This is a genomic window from Mesorhizobium sp. M0816 (genome assembly GCF_040320005.1).
Taxonomy (GTDB): Bacteria; Pseudomonadota; Alphaproteobacteria; order Rhizobiales; family Rhizobiaceae; genus Mesorhizobium.
Genome location: NZ_JAMYOT010000012.1, coordinates 14,555 through 30,258 on the forward strand (window position 1 = coordinate 14,555; position 15,704 = coordinate 30,258).

Annotated in this window: 13 protein-coding genes and 1 pseudogene; 10 read left to right on the forward strand and 4 right to left on the reverse strand. The window is 61.8% G+C overall.

Annotated elements, in window-relative coordinates:
• Window positions 1–99: 99 nt before the first annotated feature.
• The 3 genes from NKI17_RS19605 to NKI17_RS19615 all read right to left on the reverse strand — a co-directional run bounded on the left by NKI17_RS19605 (window position 100) and on the right by NKI17_RS19615 (window position 4,677).
• A complete protein-coding gene (locus NKI17_RS19605) occupies window positions 100–3,540 on the reverse strand; it encodes an acyl-[ACP]--phospholipid O-acyltransferase (protein ID WP_352906614.1) in 3,441 nt (1,146 codons plus the stop codon).
• 93 nt (window positions 3,541–3,633) lie between these two features.
• Window positions 3,634–3,780, reverse strand: coding sequence for a hypothetical protein (locus NKI17_RS19610; RefSeq protein WP_352648047.1), 147 nt, complete (start codon window positions 3,778–3,780; stop codon window positions 3,634–3,636).
• 654 nt (window positions 3,781–4,434) lie between these two features.
• A complete protein-coding gene (locus NKI17_RS19615) occupies window positions 4,435–4,677 on the reverse strand; it encodes a hypothetical protein (RefSeq protein ID WP_352648045.1) in 243 nt (80 codons plus the stop codon).
• Window positions 4,678–5,160: 483 nt separating this feature from the next.
• Here NKI17_RS19615 and NKI17_RS19620 point away from each other — a divergent pair, with 483 nt between their 5' ends.
• The 10 genes and pseudogenes from NKI17_RS19620 to NKI17_RS19665 all read left to right on the forward strand — a co-directional run bounded on the left by NKI17_RS19620 (window position 5,161) and on the right by NKI17_RS19665 (window position 14,281).
• The gene (locus tag NKI17_RS19620; RefSeq protein WP_352648043.1) at window positions 5,161–5,436 is read left to right on the forward strand and encodes a hypothetical protein; all 276 of its coding nucleotides are present in this window, start codon (window positions 5,161–5,163) and stop codon (window positions 5,434–5,436) included.
• Between the two features lie 1,827 nt (window positions 5,437–7,263).
• Window positions 7,264–7,404 (forward strand): annotated as a pseudogene (locus NKI17_RS19625) (NADP-dependent oxidoreductase); the annotation flags it as partial.
• A gap of 197 nt (window positions 7,405–7,601) precedes the next feature.
• A complete protein-coding gene (locus tag NKI17_RS19630; protein ID WP_352693169.1) occupies window positions 7,602–8,306 on the forward strand; it encodes a gamma-glutamylcyclotransferase in 705 nt (234 codons plus the stop codon).
• A 43-nt stretch (window positions 8,307–8,349) separates the two neighbouring features.
• Complete coding sequence (locus tag NKI17_RS19635; RefSeq protein ID WP_023679140.1) at window positions 8,350–8,472, forward strand: hypothetical protein; 123 nt, start codon at window positions 8,350–8,352, stop codon at window positions 8,470–8,472.
• A gap of 113 nt (window positions 8,473–8,585) precedes the next feature.
• The gene (locus NKI17_RS19640) at window positions 8,586–8,768 is read left to right on the forward strand and encodes a hypothetical protein (protein WP_023679139.1); all 183 of its coding nucleotides are present in this window, start codon (window positions 8,586–8,588) and stop codon (window positions 8,766–8,768) included.
• A gap of 219 nt (window positions 8,769–8,987) precedes the next feature.
• On the forward strand, window positions 8,988–9,920 hold the full coding sequence (locus NKI17_RS19645) for a sugar ABC transporter substrate-binding protein (protein WP_352457237.1): 933 nt from the start codon (window positions 8,988–8,990) through the stop codon (window positions 9,918–9,920).
• A 67-nt stretch (window positions 9,921–9,987) separates the two neighbouring features.
• Window positions 9,988–11,043, forward strand: coding sequence for an ABC transporter permease (locus NKI17_RS19650; RefSeq protein WP_352693173.1), 1,056 nt, complete (start codon window positions 9,988–9,990; stop codon window positions 11,041–11,043).
• A 3-nt stretch (window positions 11,044–11,046) separates the two neighbouring features.
• The gene (locus NKI17_RS19655) at window positions 11,047–11,826 is read left to right on the forward strand and encodes an ATP-binding cassette domain-containing protein (RefSeq protein WP_352693175.1); all 780 of its coding nucleotides are present in this window, start codon (window positions 11,047–11,049) and stop codon (window positions 11,824–11,826) included.
• Window positions 11,823–12,782, forward strand: a complete 960-nt coding sequence (locus NKI17_RS19660) for a cyclase family protein (RefSeq protein WP_352457239.1) — start codon at window positions 11,823–11,825, stop codon at window positions 12,780–12,782. The genes NKI17_RS19655 and NKI17_RS19660 overlap by 4 nt, the downstream gene beginning before the upstream one ends.
• A gap of 23 nt (window positions 12,783–12,805) precedes the next feature.
• Window positions 12,806–14,281 (forward strand): amidase, encoded by a 1,476-nt coding sequence (locus tag NKI17_RS19665; protein ID WP_352906615.1) that lies wholly within the window; start codon window positions 12,806–12,808, stop codon window positions 14,279–14,281.
• Window positions 14,282–14,297: 16 nt separating this feature from the next.
• Here NKI17_RS19665 and NKI17_RS19670 read toward each other — a convergent pair whose 3' ends face one another.
• Window positions 14,298–15,584 (reverse strand): ROK family protein, encoded by a 1,287-nt coding sequence (locus NKI17_RS19670; protein ID WP_352693180.1) that lies wholly within the window; start codon window positions 15,582–15,584, stop codon window positions 14,298–14,300.
• Window positions 15,585–15,704 lie beyond the last annotated feature (120 nt).

Here is a 15,704-nt window from a genome sequence, read left to right on the forward strand (position 1 = left end):
TGCCTATTTTTTACAAGAAGCGAGTCGAAGCCTCGTTCGAAACTGCATGCATCCGCGTCTAGCCTAGTTTCACGTGATTGGGCAAACAGGCCGACTTCCTCAGTCGGCTATTGTCAAGCCCGCTTGGGTTTTCATGTCTTCGCCGCTCACCTTTTTGGTCACAGCGGAGAAATCGAGCTTGCCTGAGCCGAGGACAGGCACTTTCGCAACGACGCGCACTTCGGCCGGCACCATCAGGTCCATGGCGCCGTTGGCCTTGGCGAAGGCCAGGAATTCGGCACGTGTGGCGTTGACGGCCTCGGTAATGAGCACCAGCTTTTCGCCCTTGCGCGCATCTGGCACGGCGGCGACCGCCGAGAGCGAGCCTTTCCACAATTCGCCCGCCAGCGCCTCGACGGCGGCCAGCGAAACCATCTCGCCACCGATCTTGGCAAAGCGCTTCGCGCGGCCTCGAATGGTGATGAAGCCGACGTCGTCAACGGCGACGACGTCGCCGGTGTCATGCCAGCCGTCTTCGAGCGGCTCGAGCACGCCCGGCTTCTCGGTGCGCAGATAGCCCGCCATGACATTGGGCCCACGCACGAAAAGCCGTCCCCCATCCTCGACGCCAGGCACCGGGTCCAGGCGGTACTCCATACCCGGCATGATTTTGCCGACACTGCCGGAGCGGTTGTACATCGGCGTGTTGATGGAGATCACGGGCGCGGTTTCGGTCACGCCATAGCCTTCGAGGATGCGCAGGCCGAACTTTTCCATATAGGTCGCGCGCGTAGAAGCCTTGACCGGTTCCGCGCCGGCAAAGCAATAGCGCACTGAGCGGAAGTCGTAAGGGTGTGCCGTACGCGCATAGCCGCTGAGGAACGTATCGGTGCCGAAGATGATCGTCGCGTTCGATGCGTAGACCAACTCCGGCACGATGCGATAGTGCAGCGGGGAGGGATAGAAATAGACCGGCACGCCCGAGATCAGCGGCAGCACCGTACCTGCTGTCATGCCGAACGAGTGGAAGATCGGCAGCACGTTGAAGACCTTGTCGCCCGAATGGAAGTCGATACGCGAGGCGGCCTGGGCGGCATTAGCCAGGATGTTGCGATGGGTGAGCACCACGCCCTTAGGCGTGCCTTCAGAACCTGAGGTGAACAGGATCACCGCCGGTTGGCCGGGCTTGCGGGCGACCCGGGGTGTTTTCTTGCGCAAAAGGCCGAGCAGCTTGTCCTTGAGGCCAATGGTGGCCCGCAGATCATCAAGCCACACAATATCGACCGAGCGGCCGAGTTCCTCGACCACGGCGCCAAGTTTCGCTTGTTCGACAAAGGCGCGCGAGGTCAGCACGGTGCGCACCTCGGCGGCTTTGCAAGCGGAGAGGATGTTAGCTGCACCGGCAGTGAAGTTCATCATCGCCGGAACCTTGCCGGCCGACATAACGCCGAGCAGCGTCGCACAGGCGCCATTAGCGTTGGGCAGCATGATGCCGAGCGTCTGCTGGCCGGCATAGAGTTTCTTGAATTTCTCGCCAAGCACGGCGGCGGCTGTCAGCAGCTTGCCGTAACTCAGCGAACCGGTGACCGGGTCCTGAACGGCCAGTTGCTTCATGCCGCGTTCGTTCGCCGTCTTGATGATCTTCTCCAGCACAGTCTTGTCGATGTCCTGGGTGCGGAAGACGAGGTCCGACATGACCTGGTAGAGGGCAGCGCCCGCCGCGGCGCGGCGCTTCCGGCCCTTCAGATCCTGCAGTACTTCAAGTTTGACGGGCTCCAGAATGGTCACCTTGACCTTCGGGAACAGCCGGCGGCGAATATGCAGCGAGGTCAGCCGCGAAAAATAGCTCTTCTCCAGGCCGTCGATGCGCACTGGCACGACCATCGAACCGGTCTTGTCGGCCACCATGGCGGCACCGTCATAGACCTTCATCAGGCCGCCGGTCACGGTGATCCGGCCTTCGGGGAAGATGACAAGCGGATTGCCGCCTTGCACGACCTTGATAAGCGTGCGGGTCGACATCGGCTTGGCCGGATTGAGCGGCAGGGCGCGCGCAAGTTTCATAAACGGCTTCATCCACCAGGCTTGGGCGATGGTGTAGTCGATCGCAAACACCGGCTCCTCATCCGTCAGCGTCAAAGCCAGCGGGCCGTCGAGGAAACTGACATGGTTGAGCGCCAGGATGGGTGCCGGGCCGGCCGCCTTGAGGTTTTCCAGCCCCTCCACCTCCAGACGATGGAAGGCTCGGAACAGAATGGAAACGAAGTCGCGGAAGGCGTTGGTTGGCAGATATCTCAGCATCAGCCAGGCGGCGACCATGTTGAGTGCGGCGAGGCCGAACAGGATACCTCCAGTGGAGACGCCCGCTGCTTGAATTGCGGCGACGAGTATGCCGCCCACAGTCATGAAGCCTGCATTGACGATGCTCACCGCGGCGACGACGCGAGCGCGGCTGGCTTCGGGCGCCCAGGCTTGTACCGCGGCGAAGGTCGGCACGACAAGAAAGGCGCTGGCAATAGCCATGCCGGCAAGGTCGATCGCAACGTGGACCGTGTTTGGCCCGGCGAAGAATATTGCGAGCGTTTCGGCCCCGAGCGAAGGCTGCATACTCCAGATGGTCCAGGCCAGGTCCAAGCCGAATAGGGCCATCAACGCAGTGCCAACCGGGGCTGGCAAGAGCACGATGCGGCCCTGCGACATCCATGCGGCTATGGCAGAGCCAAGGGCGATCGAGACGGCGAACACCGCGAGATAGGCGGTGACAGCGATTTCTCCGCCACCGAGCGAATCCTTGACCAACGCAGGCAGGATCGAAAGGACAATGGCCCCGATCAGCCAGAACCACGACGTCATCAGTCCGGCGCGCCAGATCCGCTTGTCGGCACGCAAACCGTTCACCTGTCGCCAGGTCGAGCGAAAGATGTTTTTGTCGATGACTAGGTCGGGAGCCGCAGAACCGGTGGACGGAATGTAGCGGCTGACAAACCAACAGGCCACGGCAAGGGTCATCATGATCGGCCCGAACACCGAGACGCCAATGCCATCGGCCGAGACGACGCCTCCGGCGATAGTGCCGCCGAGGATGGCGGCGAAGGTTGCCGATTCGATCCAGGCATTGGCGCGAGGCAATTCCTTGCGCTCGAGATGATCCGGCAAGATGCCGTACTTGATCGGTCCGAACAGTGCCGAGATGATGCCGAACATGAGCAACGCCATCATCAGCACCGGGATCGACGACAGCGCGATTCCAACGACAGCGACAGCCGCAGCGGCGATCTCGGTGAATTTCAGCCGACGGGCGATGAGCGCCTTGTCGAACCGGTCGGCGATCTCGCCACCAAGGGCGGACAGGAGCAGGAAAGGAGCCATGAAGACGGCACCCGCCAGCGTGACCAGTGATGCTGCCTTGTCCGCCGCCAGGGTGAACAGAATAAGGAACACCAGCGTGTTCTTGAGGAAATTGTCGTTGAAGGCGGACAGGAACTGCGTCCAGAAGAGAGGCGCAAAGCGCCGTGACGTCATCAGATGGCTGTTCGTATAGCCGTTCGTGGCGATTTCCATTGGGGCGGCTTCCATTGGGCAAGACCGTTGAAGATCGTGGTCGTATCGATCAGCGGTCTTGCGCGGTTTGAGCTTCTTGTAGTGGGAACCCGGTTACACTTCGTTACTGCGGCTCGCATCGATCAGCGGCTTTTGGGTTTTGGAGTCTTCTAGCCAGTTCATGAAGCGGCTTGCCTCTTCCGCGTCTCGCAGGGTCTTGGTGATGGTGATCGAGGTATGCACGAGCCTGGTCGCGGCCATCGGGCAGAACCCCCTGGCGGCAAACCTTGCTCCATGAAATTGATGCCGCCGTCTTCATCCAAGCGGCGATAGCGAAAGTGGCATGGTCAATGTTTGCAGGCGCTTGAACCCTTGGGAGCGTAGCTGTTGGAGGTCATCGATATTGTCTTTTGGTTTCAGGTGTAGGTTGGGCCGGCGTTGGTCTGTTTCAGGTTCGATACAATCAAGCCGGTCTTGCCACAGTCTTTGACGTCGGGCGAGTGTTGCTCCGCAGCGCGCGCTACAGACGGCGGTCGCCAGCCAGCTTGAGGCGCAGTTGCCGCAACCACTCGCCATCCTCTCCGAGCGGAACGCAGGACGGCTACGCGAATCTGAGCACTGCCAAGTCGGCCCAATTTTCCACTGCCGAATAGACGATGAAACGCGTAAGCGAGTTTCCGGACCGGAAGGTATGCGTTGGGTTGTCCAAACGATGCAGAGGCGCTGCTGTGTTGGCGCGACACGCTCGACCGCAGGTGCGGTCGGCGTAAGAATTTTGGAGAGGCCCGTGGTGACTGGGGATTGCGCCGGTATTGGCGACGCGCGAAGACTGGTCGATACCTCGGGCGACGGCAGCCCCTGCGACGCAACTTCATACCGGAGAATGGAGGCCGCGCTGGGAGGTTGTTGCTTCGGCTACCAACTCAAAGTGATTGTCCGGGAGAGTTCGGCGATGTCGCCATAGATCATCGAACCTGTGACGAGAAAACATTTATCACCGAGGACTTCGAAGAGTGAGCTTGACGCGGTACAAACCGGCAGGTCCTTCGAATTGGCGTACGTGCCGAGGGTCGCGGTTTCGACCTTACGGTCCTTGGCTTCGGCACAGCCGAGACTGATCGCGAGGATTGCGATAGCAATGAGAGTCGTCTTGCTCATATTTTGCCCCTGGAGCCAGCACTTGTCGCGTAAGTCGCGCGATGCATCAAAGTAGCACCGGCCCACGATCGGCTTCATCCATCGATTGGAGGAAGCGGGCTCATCCATAATTAGCAATATCTTGAGTAAGGCGCCGAGCGCACCAGACTCATGGAATGGCGGCGGGCATAGGTATTGGTGACGTGGTGGCGATCACAGCCACATACCAAGGTGAAGAAGCGGCAGCAGATCGAGCTTACCGGAGAGATCACGCGCATACGAGGAAGGCGGCAGGGTGACCGTCGATCTGGGACCGCTGGTGACGATCGACGTCGACAAGGTCAGGCTGGTCGAGAAGTACAGGACGCCAAAGCGCAACAAGCCGCTGCGCGACATGGTGGATTAGCTCGCGGACCGCCGCTTATCCACGCGACATCGGTACCACTCAAACGAATGGCAATTTTCTGTCTGAATGCGTTTAGGGTCGATGCTCGGAGACCACGCATGGGTATCGCGCGGGAGACAGGTGACTCCCCGTTTCAAGGCGTCGAGATGCTACGAGCACTGAATAGTCAGTTCCTTAGACCTAAAGATCGGGCGATCTGCCAGCGGGTTGTCGACCAGGTAACCGCCGACGCCAAATGGTACAGCACCCCGATAGACGGTCAGATTCTGGCCTCGACCACGCTGAATCTCTTTCAATCAGGGGTCGTAAACGAAACGAATTTGCTGGCACATGTTCGCGCGCGGCGCCACGACTTCACTAAACTGACAGGCTAGTTCTTCACCCTGGCGACATGGGCGCGAAATGCGGCTCCTCGTAGTCCGCTGGCCTATTGTTAAGCAGATTGAGCGCCCGCTCTATGTCCCGATGCAGATGCTCGATCGCTTCCCAATGCTCGCCAAATGGCGCGACAACTGCGCGTCGCGGAGTTCTACCGTCAGAAGCCACGCCTGTCGTTCAATTTTGGCGAGGTGATATTCGGAAACGGCTTCGTGTCGGCGAGGGTGCGGCATCCCGCAAAATAGGAATATATTCCGCATGCCGTCAAGGCACATAGACTACTTCGTCCTGCCCTCAGCGCCTGCTCGCCGCGGGCATTTTGGGGGGAAGCATGAATCAGGTTATGTGCGTTTGTAGCCATCAGCGTTTTGTCGGGCTGCGCTACTCGCCCAGCCGACATCAAGCCCACGCTGGTTTCGTCCAGCGTATACGCGGGCAAGTCCTGCAGCCAGTTGGAAGCCGAACTGTACCGAACGAGTTCCGACCTGGCGCCGATAATGGCCATACAAGACAGAACCGCCCGCCATGACGTGGACGGCGTGTTTTGGCTTGGCTTGCAGGTTGGCAGCATGATGGACAACACAGACATCAAGGCACGTGAAGCCAAGAGCCGAGCTGAAGGGCAACATGGACGCGATCAATGCAGCCCGACGAAAGGGCGGCTGTGTTGCCGGCACTCTGTAAGCCGTTCCAACGTTAAAATTGTCGGCTTGCTTCCCGCCCTGGCGATTGCGGAGTGGTCGTTTCATCGATTGACTCGCGTAATGCACCGGCAGTTAATCTCCCCGCCAGGGCAAAAGAGGGGCTATGAAACTGGGAGCAAACGATGACTGTCCAAAAAGAAGACTATCGAACCAACAGAGCCGACTACGCCATAGCTGCCATGCATAGCCGAGCGACCGCTGAGGGCGATCGTGACGATTTGGTGGCGAGGAAAAAGTCCCTGTGGGTAACAGATCGGCGATCTGCAAAATTGGCTGCAAACCCGTCCGAAAGCGCGCCAGAACCCAAGGCAAAAGCGCGCGGTAAGTGAATCGGACGCCAGCCACTTTCTTACCGCCGCGTACTTCGTTCGCATGGTTCGATTATATTAGATTTATCTAAAATACTAACCAGCCAGTCGAGCATTCCCGAACGCTCGCTGGTCAGGCCCAGCGGCCCCCCTAACCCAAGCTGCTGGGCCGCCCTCAGAGCAAAGCGCGATGTATGAGCATACTAGCATTACGGTGATCGTCTCCACCTTGCCGGCCTTGCTTAGCACCACCTGGAAATCAGTTTCGAATCCCCGAATGTGCGGGGTCCAGGGGCCATCACTAGACATTTCGAGATTTGCGGTTCGAGCGGGCTTCCTTCATCGGCATGCGGGGTGACGGAGTACATCATCTTGGCAAATCAACGCAGCCGGCATACTCGCCCCCTCGTTCGGTCGAAAGCTGGGTGGAACAATCAGGTGCGCAACTTGTCATCACTGATATTGCCGCTTCACCCCAGCTTTGAGCGTGCGCCCTTCAGCCCATGCGTGGTTCACCGTTTTTTCACTTTATTAGCGCACGTTCATAAACGGACATGTTGGTGTAGCTTGTACGTGCCCAAAGCCCCGGCGCAACGACCCAGCGCCGGGGTTTTTTTGTCCGCCTGGTAATCCGCGAGTTCAATCCGAGGTCGCTCTCAATTCGAACGCGAGCGAATTACGCCGCAAAGTCCCTTAGGCAAGACGCTGTGGGTGGCACCGCGGTGCGAAGCGCGAGTGCGGAGGAACTTTCTGGCACTCCGCCAATTATTCTGCATGTCCCAAACAGCACACGTCGAACCGCCCCGGCAGGGACGTTTCGGCCTGGCTCCAAGCGGGGAAGGTCAAATATCGTGAGGACATTGTCGAGGGACTCGCGAACGCGCCGATGGCCTTCGTCGGTCTTCTCAAGGGCCGCAATTTCGGCAAGCTGTTGGTCAGGGTTTCACAGTGAGTAGAAAAGCGTCTCCCAAACCTAGATTGCCGAAACCACATGGAATCGTTCGAGGGCGAATATGCGGGGCGCTTTCTGTCATCGGTGAAGGGGCAAAGACTCATTCACGCCGTGCATCGGTTCGTATCTTGCAACGCCCGTAGTATCTGCCAAGGATACGCGATCCTGATCCGATGGAGCACGGGATGCCGAGCCAAATGAGAAAGCTGACCTTGACCGCGGACCACGTCGCGCGGGTCTACAAGGTCGTTCAGGACCAGGGTTTGACGCCAGGTGCCGAGCTACACACCGATGCCGACTACGACAGCTGGGTCGAGCAAATGATCCGAACTCATCCGGCCCCGAAAGCACCGACCCGCCTGTTCGCCTACGGCTCCTTGATCTGGAAGCCGGAGATCGAGCATATCGGTGAGCAGGTAGGCCTCGCTCGTGGGTGGCATCGCGCTTTCTGCTTTCGCATGACCCGTTTTCGGGGCACGCCGGAGCAGCCAGGCCTTATGATGGCCCTCGATCGTGGGGGGCAATGCAGCGGCGTCCTGTACGACCTGCCAAAGGACAACCTCGAACGCCAATTCGGCAAACTCTTTCGACGCGAATTCACCTATAAGCCGGCCAACAGCATGCCCCGGTGGATCACGGTGGCGACTGCTTCCGGGCCTATCTCGGCCTTGGCCTTTGTGATGAACCGCGCGTCACCTCTCTATGCCGGTCGTCAGTCGCTTGAAGCCGTTGCCGATGTCCTGGCCCTGGCCTGCGGTCATTGGGGAAGCGGGGCCGAATACCTGTTCAACACGGTTTCTCACCTCGAAGCCAAAGGCATACATGACAGCAGCCTCTGGCGGCTTCAACGCCTTGTGGCGGAGTTGATAGAGCGAAACCCGGCGGAGCGGAACGTTCTTTGAGCCGACGGAGCGGTCGCTTCAAGCATCCGCAGTTGGCGCGAACATGACCTCCAGCATTGTCACCCGCGATGTCCGCTTCCGGGCGGAGGCTGAAGAGACTGCCACCGCACTTTTCAACCTCGCCAAGGAACACCTCGAACAGCTCAAGGCGAGGCCATCGACTTAAGCCTAGCTGTGCGTGTTTCGACATTTCGACGTCGCGGTGTCGGATTATTTGCATGCAAACCAGTTTTACGACGCTACCCTCCCATCCTCAACGGAAGATTCTGGGAGGAATGCATGGCTGCGCATGAGCAACATGCCGTTGAAATCATTAGGGACAAAGAGTGGTCGGTTCGCGTGACGGTCAACGGCACCACCACCACGGTCCCTTTTACATCTGAGAGCTACGCGCGTTCGTTCGCAGACGGTCAGGCGTTCCGACTGGGCGTTCAGGTCGCGGAGATCAAGAAGGCGGCCTAGCTGCGCGCTTGCCCCAAGAGCCCCACAGCGATTGAACCTCGAGTGACCAAAGCCGGTTGAAATTAGCCGTTGCGCGGCATAAGAGCTTGTGCCTATAGTTAGTACGTGGCTCGCACGAACAAACAGACTGACTGTGACGACCTGTAGATGGCGCCCAAGCTGGGCTGCTGCGCGGTCTGGAGGTGAGCCGGAACACTCGGTCAACAGGGGATACGCACAGTGAACCGCTTTCAGAAACTCTCGACCGCAGCGCTCGTCGCAGCATCCTTCACGTCGACCGCCCTCGCCACGAATGACAAGCTCACGATCGGCATCGTCACCTTCTCGACATCCGACGTCGACACAAACCAGATGGTCGACACGATGAGCCAGGAAGCCAAGTCTAAGGGCTGGTCGGTGGAAACGCTCAATGCCAACGGCGATCCTTCGCAAGCGATCACCAGCATCAAGCAGCTGGCAACCAAGAAGGTGGACGCCATCATCGTCACGGTCTTCGATTCGACGGGCCTGGCGGCCGGGCTCCAGGCGGCGGCGGACGCAAAGATCCCCGTGCTTTCGGCCGGCGGCGGCATGGCAGACGGGATCGCGCTATCTGCAAGTACCGGTGCTGCGCAACCGCTGATCGACTTGATGCTGAAGGACATCGGCAAGTCCGGAACTGTACTCGACCTCACCTACCATCCCGGCATTCCGTGCCGCGAACGAGCCGACGCCTTCGATACGGCGGTCAAGGCAAATCCGGGGCTCAAGGCGACCTCGCACGAGATCAGCATCCCGGGTGCTGCCGAATCGTCGCAGGCCGCGACCAGCGCCTGGCTTGCAGCCAATGCTAACGCCAAGGGGCCGTTCGCCATCTTCAACTGCTATGACGACAACGCTATGGGCGCGATCGCGGCGCTGAAGCAGAACGGCCGCAGCGACGTGAAGGTCTATTCGTTCAACGCCACGGCGCCCGCTGTCCAGGCTGTCAAGGACGGGACGATGACCGCCACGCTCGGTGTCGATCTGACTTCGGCAGGCAAAATGCTAGTCGATCAGATTCCCGACATCCTGGCAGCCGGCGACCAGTGGAAGCCCAAATCCTTCGTGCCAGGCTATACGCTCGTCACCAAAGAGAACGTCGACAAGTTCATCAAGGACAATCCGCAGTAAGCTCTCCTGATTGTGGGTCTGGGCCGGACTTGCCTGGCCGGGCCGGAGTGCTGTCATGAGAGCCGCCATGTCCGCTGATCATTCCCTGCCCGAAACCCACGCTCCGGCAGAGGCGCCCCGCGTCCTGCCGTCAACGCAGACCGGCTATGCCTCGCCCAATGCCCGACAGCGGCGCGCGTTGCTCATGCGCCTGCTTGGAACCTACGGCACCATCATCGTGCTGGCGTCGATGCTGGGGATCTTCTCGGTGCTGGAGCCGGGGACCTTCGCAACCATCGGCAATTTTCGCAACATCGTAAACGACATGGCGATCGGCACCATTGTCGCGGCCGGCCTCACCGTGCCCCTCGTCGCCGGTGATTTCGACCTCAGTATCGGCTATGTCGCGAGTTTCTGCGGGCTGCTCGTGGTCGGGCTGTTGAGCAGCAGTGGCTTGCCGATCCTACCCGCCATCTTCCTTGTCGTCGGCCTCGGAACGGTCATCGGCATTGTCAACGGCATTGTCGTTTCGAAGATCGGGGTGAACGCCTTCATTGCCACGCTTGGCACGGGCACCATCGTCGTCGGGCTGAACTACGCCTATTCGGGCGGAATTCCGCTGCAGCTCACCCAATCGCGCGAATTCACCAATATCGCGATCGGCCGGATTGCCGGAGTGCCGCACCTCGTCATCATCATGGCCGTCGTGCTTGTACTGCTGTGGGTGATCCTCAACCGAACAGTGCAGGGCCAACACATCAAGGCCATCGGCGTCAGCCCGGAATCAGCGCGCCGCGCCGGCGTCGCCGTCGATCGCAGCCGCATCGTTGCCTTCGCCATTGCCAGCACCTGTGCTGCCATCGGTGGCGTGCTGATGGCCTCCAATCTCGGCTCCGGCCAGGTGACGGCGGGTGACAGCTTCATGCTGACGTCGTTCTCGGCCGCCTTCCTCGGCTCGGCGGCGCTGCGAGAGGGTCAGTTCCATATCCTCGGAACCTTGATCGGCGTGCTGACGGTCGCCGTCGGCAACAATGGGCTGGCCATGATCGGCGCGCCTATCTTCACTCAGTTCCTGTTCACCGGCTGCCTTCTCGTCGTCGCCGTAGCGCTCGGCGGTATTGGCCGCCGCTATGCGAGGGGATAGGCCATGGCGCAGAAGATGCTGCTCAGCCTGCGCCGGATCTGCCGCAGCTTCGGCGGCATCCAGGCACTCGATGACGTTTCGCTGGACATCGCCAAGGGCGACATACTCGGCCTCGTTGGCGACAATGGTGCCGGCAAGTCCACGCTGATCAAAATCCTGGCCGGCGCGCATGATCCGACTTCCGGCGACGTGATCCTCGAAGGGCGGCCGCAAAAGTTGTCGCCGCCGTCCGAAGCGCAACGCCTCGGCATCGAGACGGTCTATCAGGACCTGTCGCTGATCGGCACGTTCACTGCCGCCGAAAACTTCTTTCTCGGCCGCGAGATTGCGCTTGGCCGCGGCCCGGCGCTGCTGCGCTGGATCCGCCGCAAATCGATGGGCGACATCGCGATGCGCGGCCTCGAGGAACTGCACATCGAGATCCCCGGGGTGCGCAGCAAACCGGTGGATCGCATGTCCGGCGGCCAGCGCCAATTGGTGGCGATCGCGCGCGGTGCCTTTTGGGGCCACAAGCTGCTGCTGCTCGACGAGCCCACCGCGGCGCTCGGCGTACGCGAATCCCGTGAGGTGCTCGACCTCATCAAACGACTCGGCGCCCAGGGGCTGACGATCGTCATGGTCACCCACAATCTCGATCATCTCTGGCAGGTGTGCAACCGCGTGGTGGTGATGCGCAGGGGCCGCAAGGTCGCCGATCTCGCAAGTTCCGGCACCAACATGGAGGACGTCGTCGCTTATATCACCGGCGCCAGGCAGCCGGCGACCGCGCAGGCGGAAGCATGAGCGCGGCTGAAACGATGACGCTGCGCCGGCTGCTGGGCAATGCGCCGAGCCGCTGGGGGCATTGGGGTGCCGACGACGAGATCGGAGCGCTCAACTATCTGACCGCCGACGAGGTCAAGCGCGGCCTGGCGTCGGTGCGGGACGGCCGCACCTTCACCCTCGGCGTGCCGGTCGGGACTTCTGAGGGCGATGCCGTCTTTCCCGGCCGCTGGCCGGCGAAGCATTTCATGGTCGCCGACAAGGCCGGCTTCGAGAACGGTCACTGGCAACCGCTTGCCGGCGGCCTCGAATTCGCAGACGACTATATCACCAGCTTCGCACAGGCCGGCACGCATTGCGACGCGCTCGGCCACATGTGGTTCGACGACACGCTTTGGAACGGCTTCGCGGCAAGCAGTACCAATGGCGGCATGACCAAGGCCAGCATCATGCCGATCGCGGAGCGCGGGATCGTCGGACGCGGCGTGCTGCTCGACATCGCCCGGTTCCGCGGCAAACCGGCCCTTGAGCGCGCTGAAACATTCACGCATCGCGACCTCATGGAATGCGCCCGGGCCCAAGCGGTCGATATCCTGCCGCGCAGCATCCTTCTCGTTCGCACCGGCTGGGTCGGCGCACTGGCGGCGGGAAGCCAGCGCGTCGGCGATGGATATTGGGAACCCGGACTGACCTTCAGCCTCGACCTCGTGCGCTGGTTCGACGAGATGCAGATCCCCTGTCTGGTTACCGACACACTGGCCAACGAGACAACTTACGAGCCCGAGACCGGGTTGATGCTGGTGCTGCACGCCGCGCTGATGCGCAATCTGGGCGTGGCGTTCACCGAAATGGCATCGCTCGACCTGCTGGCCGCCGACTGTGCCTCGGACCGCCGCTACGAAGGCTTCTACTGCGCCAGTCCGGTCAAAGTGAGCAAGGGCACCGGCGGCGCGGCAAATCCAGTGTTCATCAAATAGCACCCAACAAGGTGGAACGGCTTATGACTTCTGCAGACGACCAGATCTGTTTCCTGCCGGCCACGGAACTGGCCCAGCGCATCCGGCGCCGCGACCTGTCGCCGGTCGAAGTGACCGAGGCCTATCTGCGCCGCATCGAGGCGCGCAACCCGGTGGTCAACGCCTATACGCTGGTTCTTGGCGACCAGGCGATGGAAGCTGCGCGGGCCGCCGAAAAGGCCGTGATGGCAGGCGGTCCGCCTGGACCACTGCATGGCGTCCCCGTCGGCATCAAGGACCTCGACGATATGGCCGGCGTGCCGACCTCGATGGGATCGTGGGCGGTGCACGACCGGGTGCCCAAAACAAGTGCCGTGGCGGTCGAGCGCCTGCTCGACGCAGGCGCCATCGTGCTCGGCAAGACCAACACGCCGGAGTTCGGCCATAAGGGCATCACCGACAATCTGCGCTTCGGGCCGACCAGCACGCCCTTCGCGATCGGCTACAATTCCGGCGGCTCGTCCGGCGGCAGTGCGGCAGCGGTCGCCGACGGCATGGCGGCCCTGGCGCAAGGCACGGACGGCGGTGGTTCGGTCCGCATCCCCGCCTCGTTCAGCGGCACCGTCGGCTTCAAGCCCTCTTTCGGCCGCATTCCTTCGGTGACTCGCCCCGACGCCTTCTTGTGGGGACATCCTCTGGTCCATATCGGACCGCTGACCCGCACCGTTGCGGACGCCGCGCTGATGACCAAGATCATGGCCGGGCCTCACAACCGCGACCCGTTCTGCCTGCCGGATCACGGCGTTGACTATGTCGGCGCCGTTGCCGGGCGGACGCCGAAACTGCGCGTGGCCTACAGCCCGCGACTGGGCAATTTTCCGGTCGAAGCCGGGGTCGCCACCGTCGTTGCCCGGGCCGTCGATGTCATGCGAGCACATGGCATTGAGGTTGATGAGGTCGAGCTCGATTTCAGGGCCGATCACAAGGAACTGGCGGCGCTTTGGGTGCGCACGATCTCGATCCACTATGCTGCAATCGCCGTGTACTGGAAACAGGAGGGCATCGACCTAATGGGCAAGCACGCCAAGGTGCTCACCCCGCAGTTCCTCGCCATGCTGGAGGGCGCCTACAAGGTGTCCGCCGTCGACCATGCGCTCGACGATGTTTTGCGCACCGGCGTCCTTGACGGCCTCGAGGATGTATTCGAAACCCATGACCTGATCGTCTCGCCGACGCTGGCCGTTCCGCCCGTCAAGAATGCCCCCGACGGCAACACGATCGGGCCGACATCGATCAATGGCGAGGCGGTCGATCCGCTGATCGGCTGGTGCATGACCTATCCGATCAACTATACCGGCCATCCGGCGATTTCGGTTCCGGCCGGCCTGACGGCGCCGGGCCTGCCGGTCGGCCTGCAGATCATCGGGCGGCGGCACGCCGACGAAACCGTTCTGGCGATGGCGGCTCAGTTCGAGCGTATGCAGCCCTGGTTCCAGAGCTATCCGGGGCTCGCTGGATAGTTGGGTGTCGGAACACCTAGATCGGAAGCTGCAGCAGCTCGGAAATCACCAGGCCGGCTGCGCCTAGGAGGGCGGCCCGGTCACCTGCATCGCCGGCAATAAATTCGATCGCGCCGCCGGGTCGTGACGGAACCATGGCGCGGACATGCTCCGCGATTGCGCCGAGCAGGCAATCGCCGCCGAGCACGACATCGCCATGCATGATGAAAATGTTGGGCGCCACCGTCTGCTGCAGATTGGCGATGCCGACGGCGACGTTGCGGGCATAGCGGTCGAGCAGCTCAGCCGCTCCCGGCAGCCGCCGCCCCGCCATGTCGACGAGGCGGGCCGAGTCGATCAGGTCTGGCTCGGGCAGAGCCGCGCGGGCGGCCTCGCGCCGGAGCCAGCTCAAGGTGGCAATGGTGTCCCAGCAGCCGCGCCTGCCGCAGCGGCAGGGCTCGCCGTCGAGCTGCACGAAAGTGTGTCCGAGTTCGCCGCCTGCGCCTGCCGTGCCACGATAGAGGTGCCCGTCGAAATAGAGTGCGCCGCCCAGCACCTCGCCCGTGTAGACGACCGCGAATTGCCTGACGCCGCGCCCGGCGCCGAACCAGCGGTCGCCGACCAGCAAGGCGCGCGGATGATGGTCGAGCTTGACCGGCAGGCCGAAGCGTCGCCCGAGATCGTCAGCGAGCGGGTAGCGGTCGAGCGCCGGCGCGAGATTGACAGCGACGATCGACCCGCGATCGGTGTCAACCATGCCGCCGACGCCAACACCGATCCCGAGAGGCGTGCGCCGGGCCCTGGAGAGAGTGTCGCCGACGCATTCAGCGATCGCCTCGATGATTGGCCGGACGGGCCCCCTGCCGTCCGGCAGGGCCATCTTGCGTTCCGATTCGATCTTGCCGTCGAGCGTCGCCACGCAGGCATGCACGGCATCCGGCATCAGCAGCACACCGCAGATCGGACGGGCATTGGGCGAGAACCACAGCGGCCGGGCCGGCTTGCCGCCGCCCGGACTGGGAGGAACCGGGTCGCTCTCGACCAGCACCTGATCGTCGATCAGCGGCTGCACGATTCCGGAAATGGTGGTGCGGTTGACCCCGGCCAGGCGAGCCAGTTCAGCCCTGCTCGTCGGCCCAAGATCGAACAGGGCCTGCAGCACACGGCCGCGATTGGTCGAGCCGACCATCGAGGACGACAGCAGCGCCTTGCGCCGGCGCGAAACCCGCTCCGCGCCGGACGCATCGCCGGGCGGCGTGAACAGAGCGCTGCGTCCGCCATTCGGGCGCCCATCGTCGGTATCGTCCATCGTCGGGTTTTTCATAAGGGGCATCCTGCCAGCTCTTCTAACCCAGGACCTTACCGGTTTCGAGCACTTTGTGCGAGCAGGCAACAAACTCGTGCATTGCCAGGAGGGCAAGGACTTGCGCGAGTGCGGGGAAAA

Bases quoted from the DNA above. Each gene is read 5' to 3' on its own strand.
- NKI17_RS19605 (WP_352906614.1), bottom strand. From the start codon at position 3,540: ATGGAAATCGCCACGAACGGCTATACGAACAGCCATCTGATGACGTCA.
- NKI17_RS19610 (WP_352648047.1), bottom strand. From the start codon at position 3,780: ATGGCCGCGACCAGGCTCGTGCATACCTCGATCACCATCACCAAGACC.
- NKI17_RS19615 (WP_352648045.1), bottom strand. From the start codon at position 4,677: ATGAGCAAGACGACTCTCATTGCTATCGCAATCCTCGCGATCAGTCTC.
- NKI17_RS19620 (WP_352648043.1), top strand. From the start codon at position 5,161: ATGGGTATCGCGCGGGAGACAGGTGACTCCCCGTTTCAAGGCGTCGAG.
- NKI17_RS19630 (WP_352693169.1), top strand. From the start codon at position 7,602: ATGAGAAAGCTGACCTTGACCGCGGACCACGTCGCGCGGGTCTACAAG.
- NKI17_RS19635 (WP_023679140.1), top strand. From the start codon at position 8,350: ATGACCTCCAGCATTGTCACCCGCGATGTCCGCTTCCGGGCGGAGGCT.
- NKI17_RS19640 (WP_023679139.1), top strand. From the start codon at position 8,586: ATGGCTGCGCATGAGCAACATGCCGTTGAAATCATTAGGGACAAAGAG.
- NKI17_RS19650 (WP_352693173.1), top strand. From the start codon at position 9,988: ATGTCCGCTGATCATTCCCTGCCCGAAACCCACGCTCCGGCAGAGGCG.
- NKI17_RS19655 (WP_352693175.1), top strand. From the start codon at position 11,047: ATGGCGCAGAAGATGCTGCTCAGCCTGCGCCGGATCTGCCGCAGCTTC.
- NKI17_RS19660 (WP_352457239.1), top strand. From the start codon at position 11,823: ATGAGCGCGGCTGAAACGATGACGCTGCGCCGGCTGCTGGGCAATGCG.
- NKI17_RS19665 (WP_352906615.1), top strand. From the start codon at position 12,806: ATGACTTCTGCAGACGACCAGATCTGTTTCCTGCCGGCCACGGAACTG.
- NKI17_RS19670 (WP_352693180.1), bottom strand. From the start codon at position 15,584: ATGAAAAACCCGACGATGGACGATACCGACGATGGGCGCCCGAATGGC.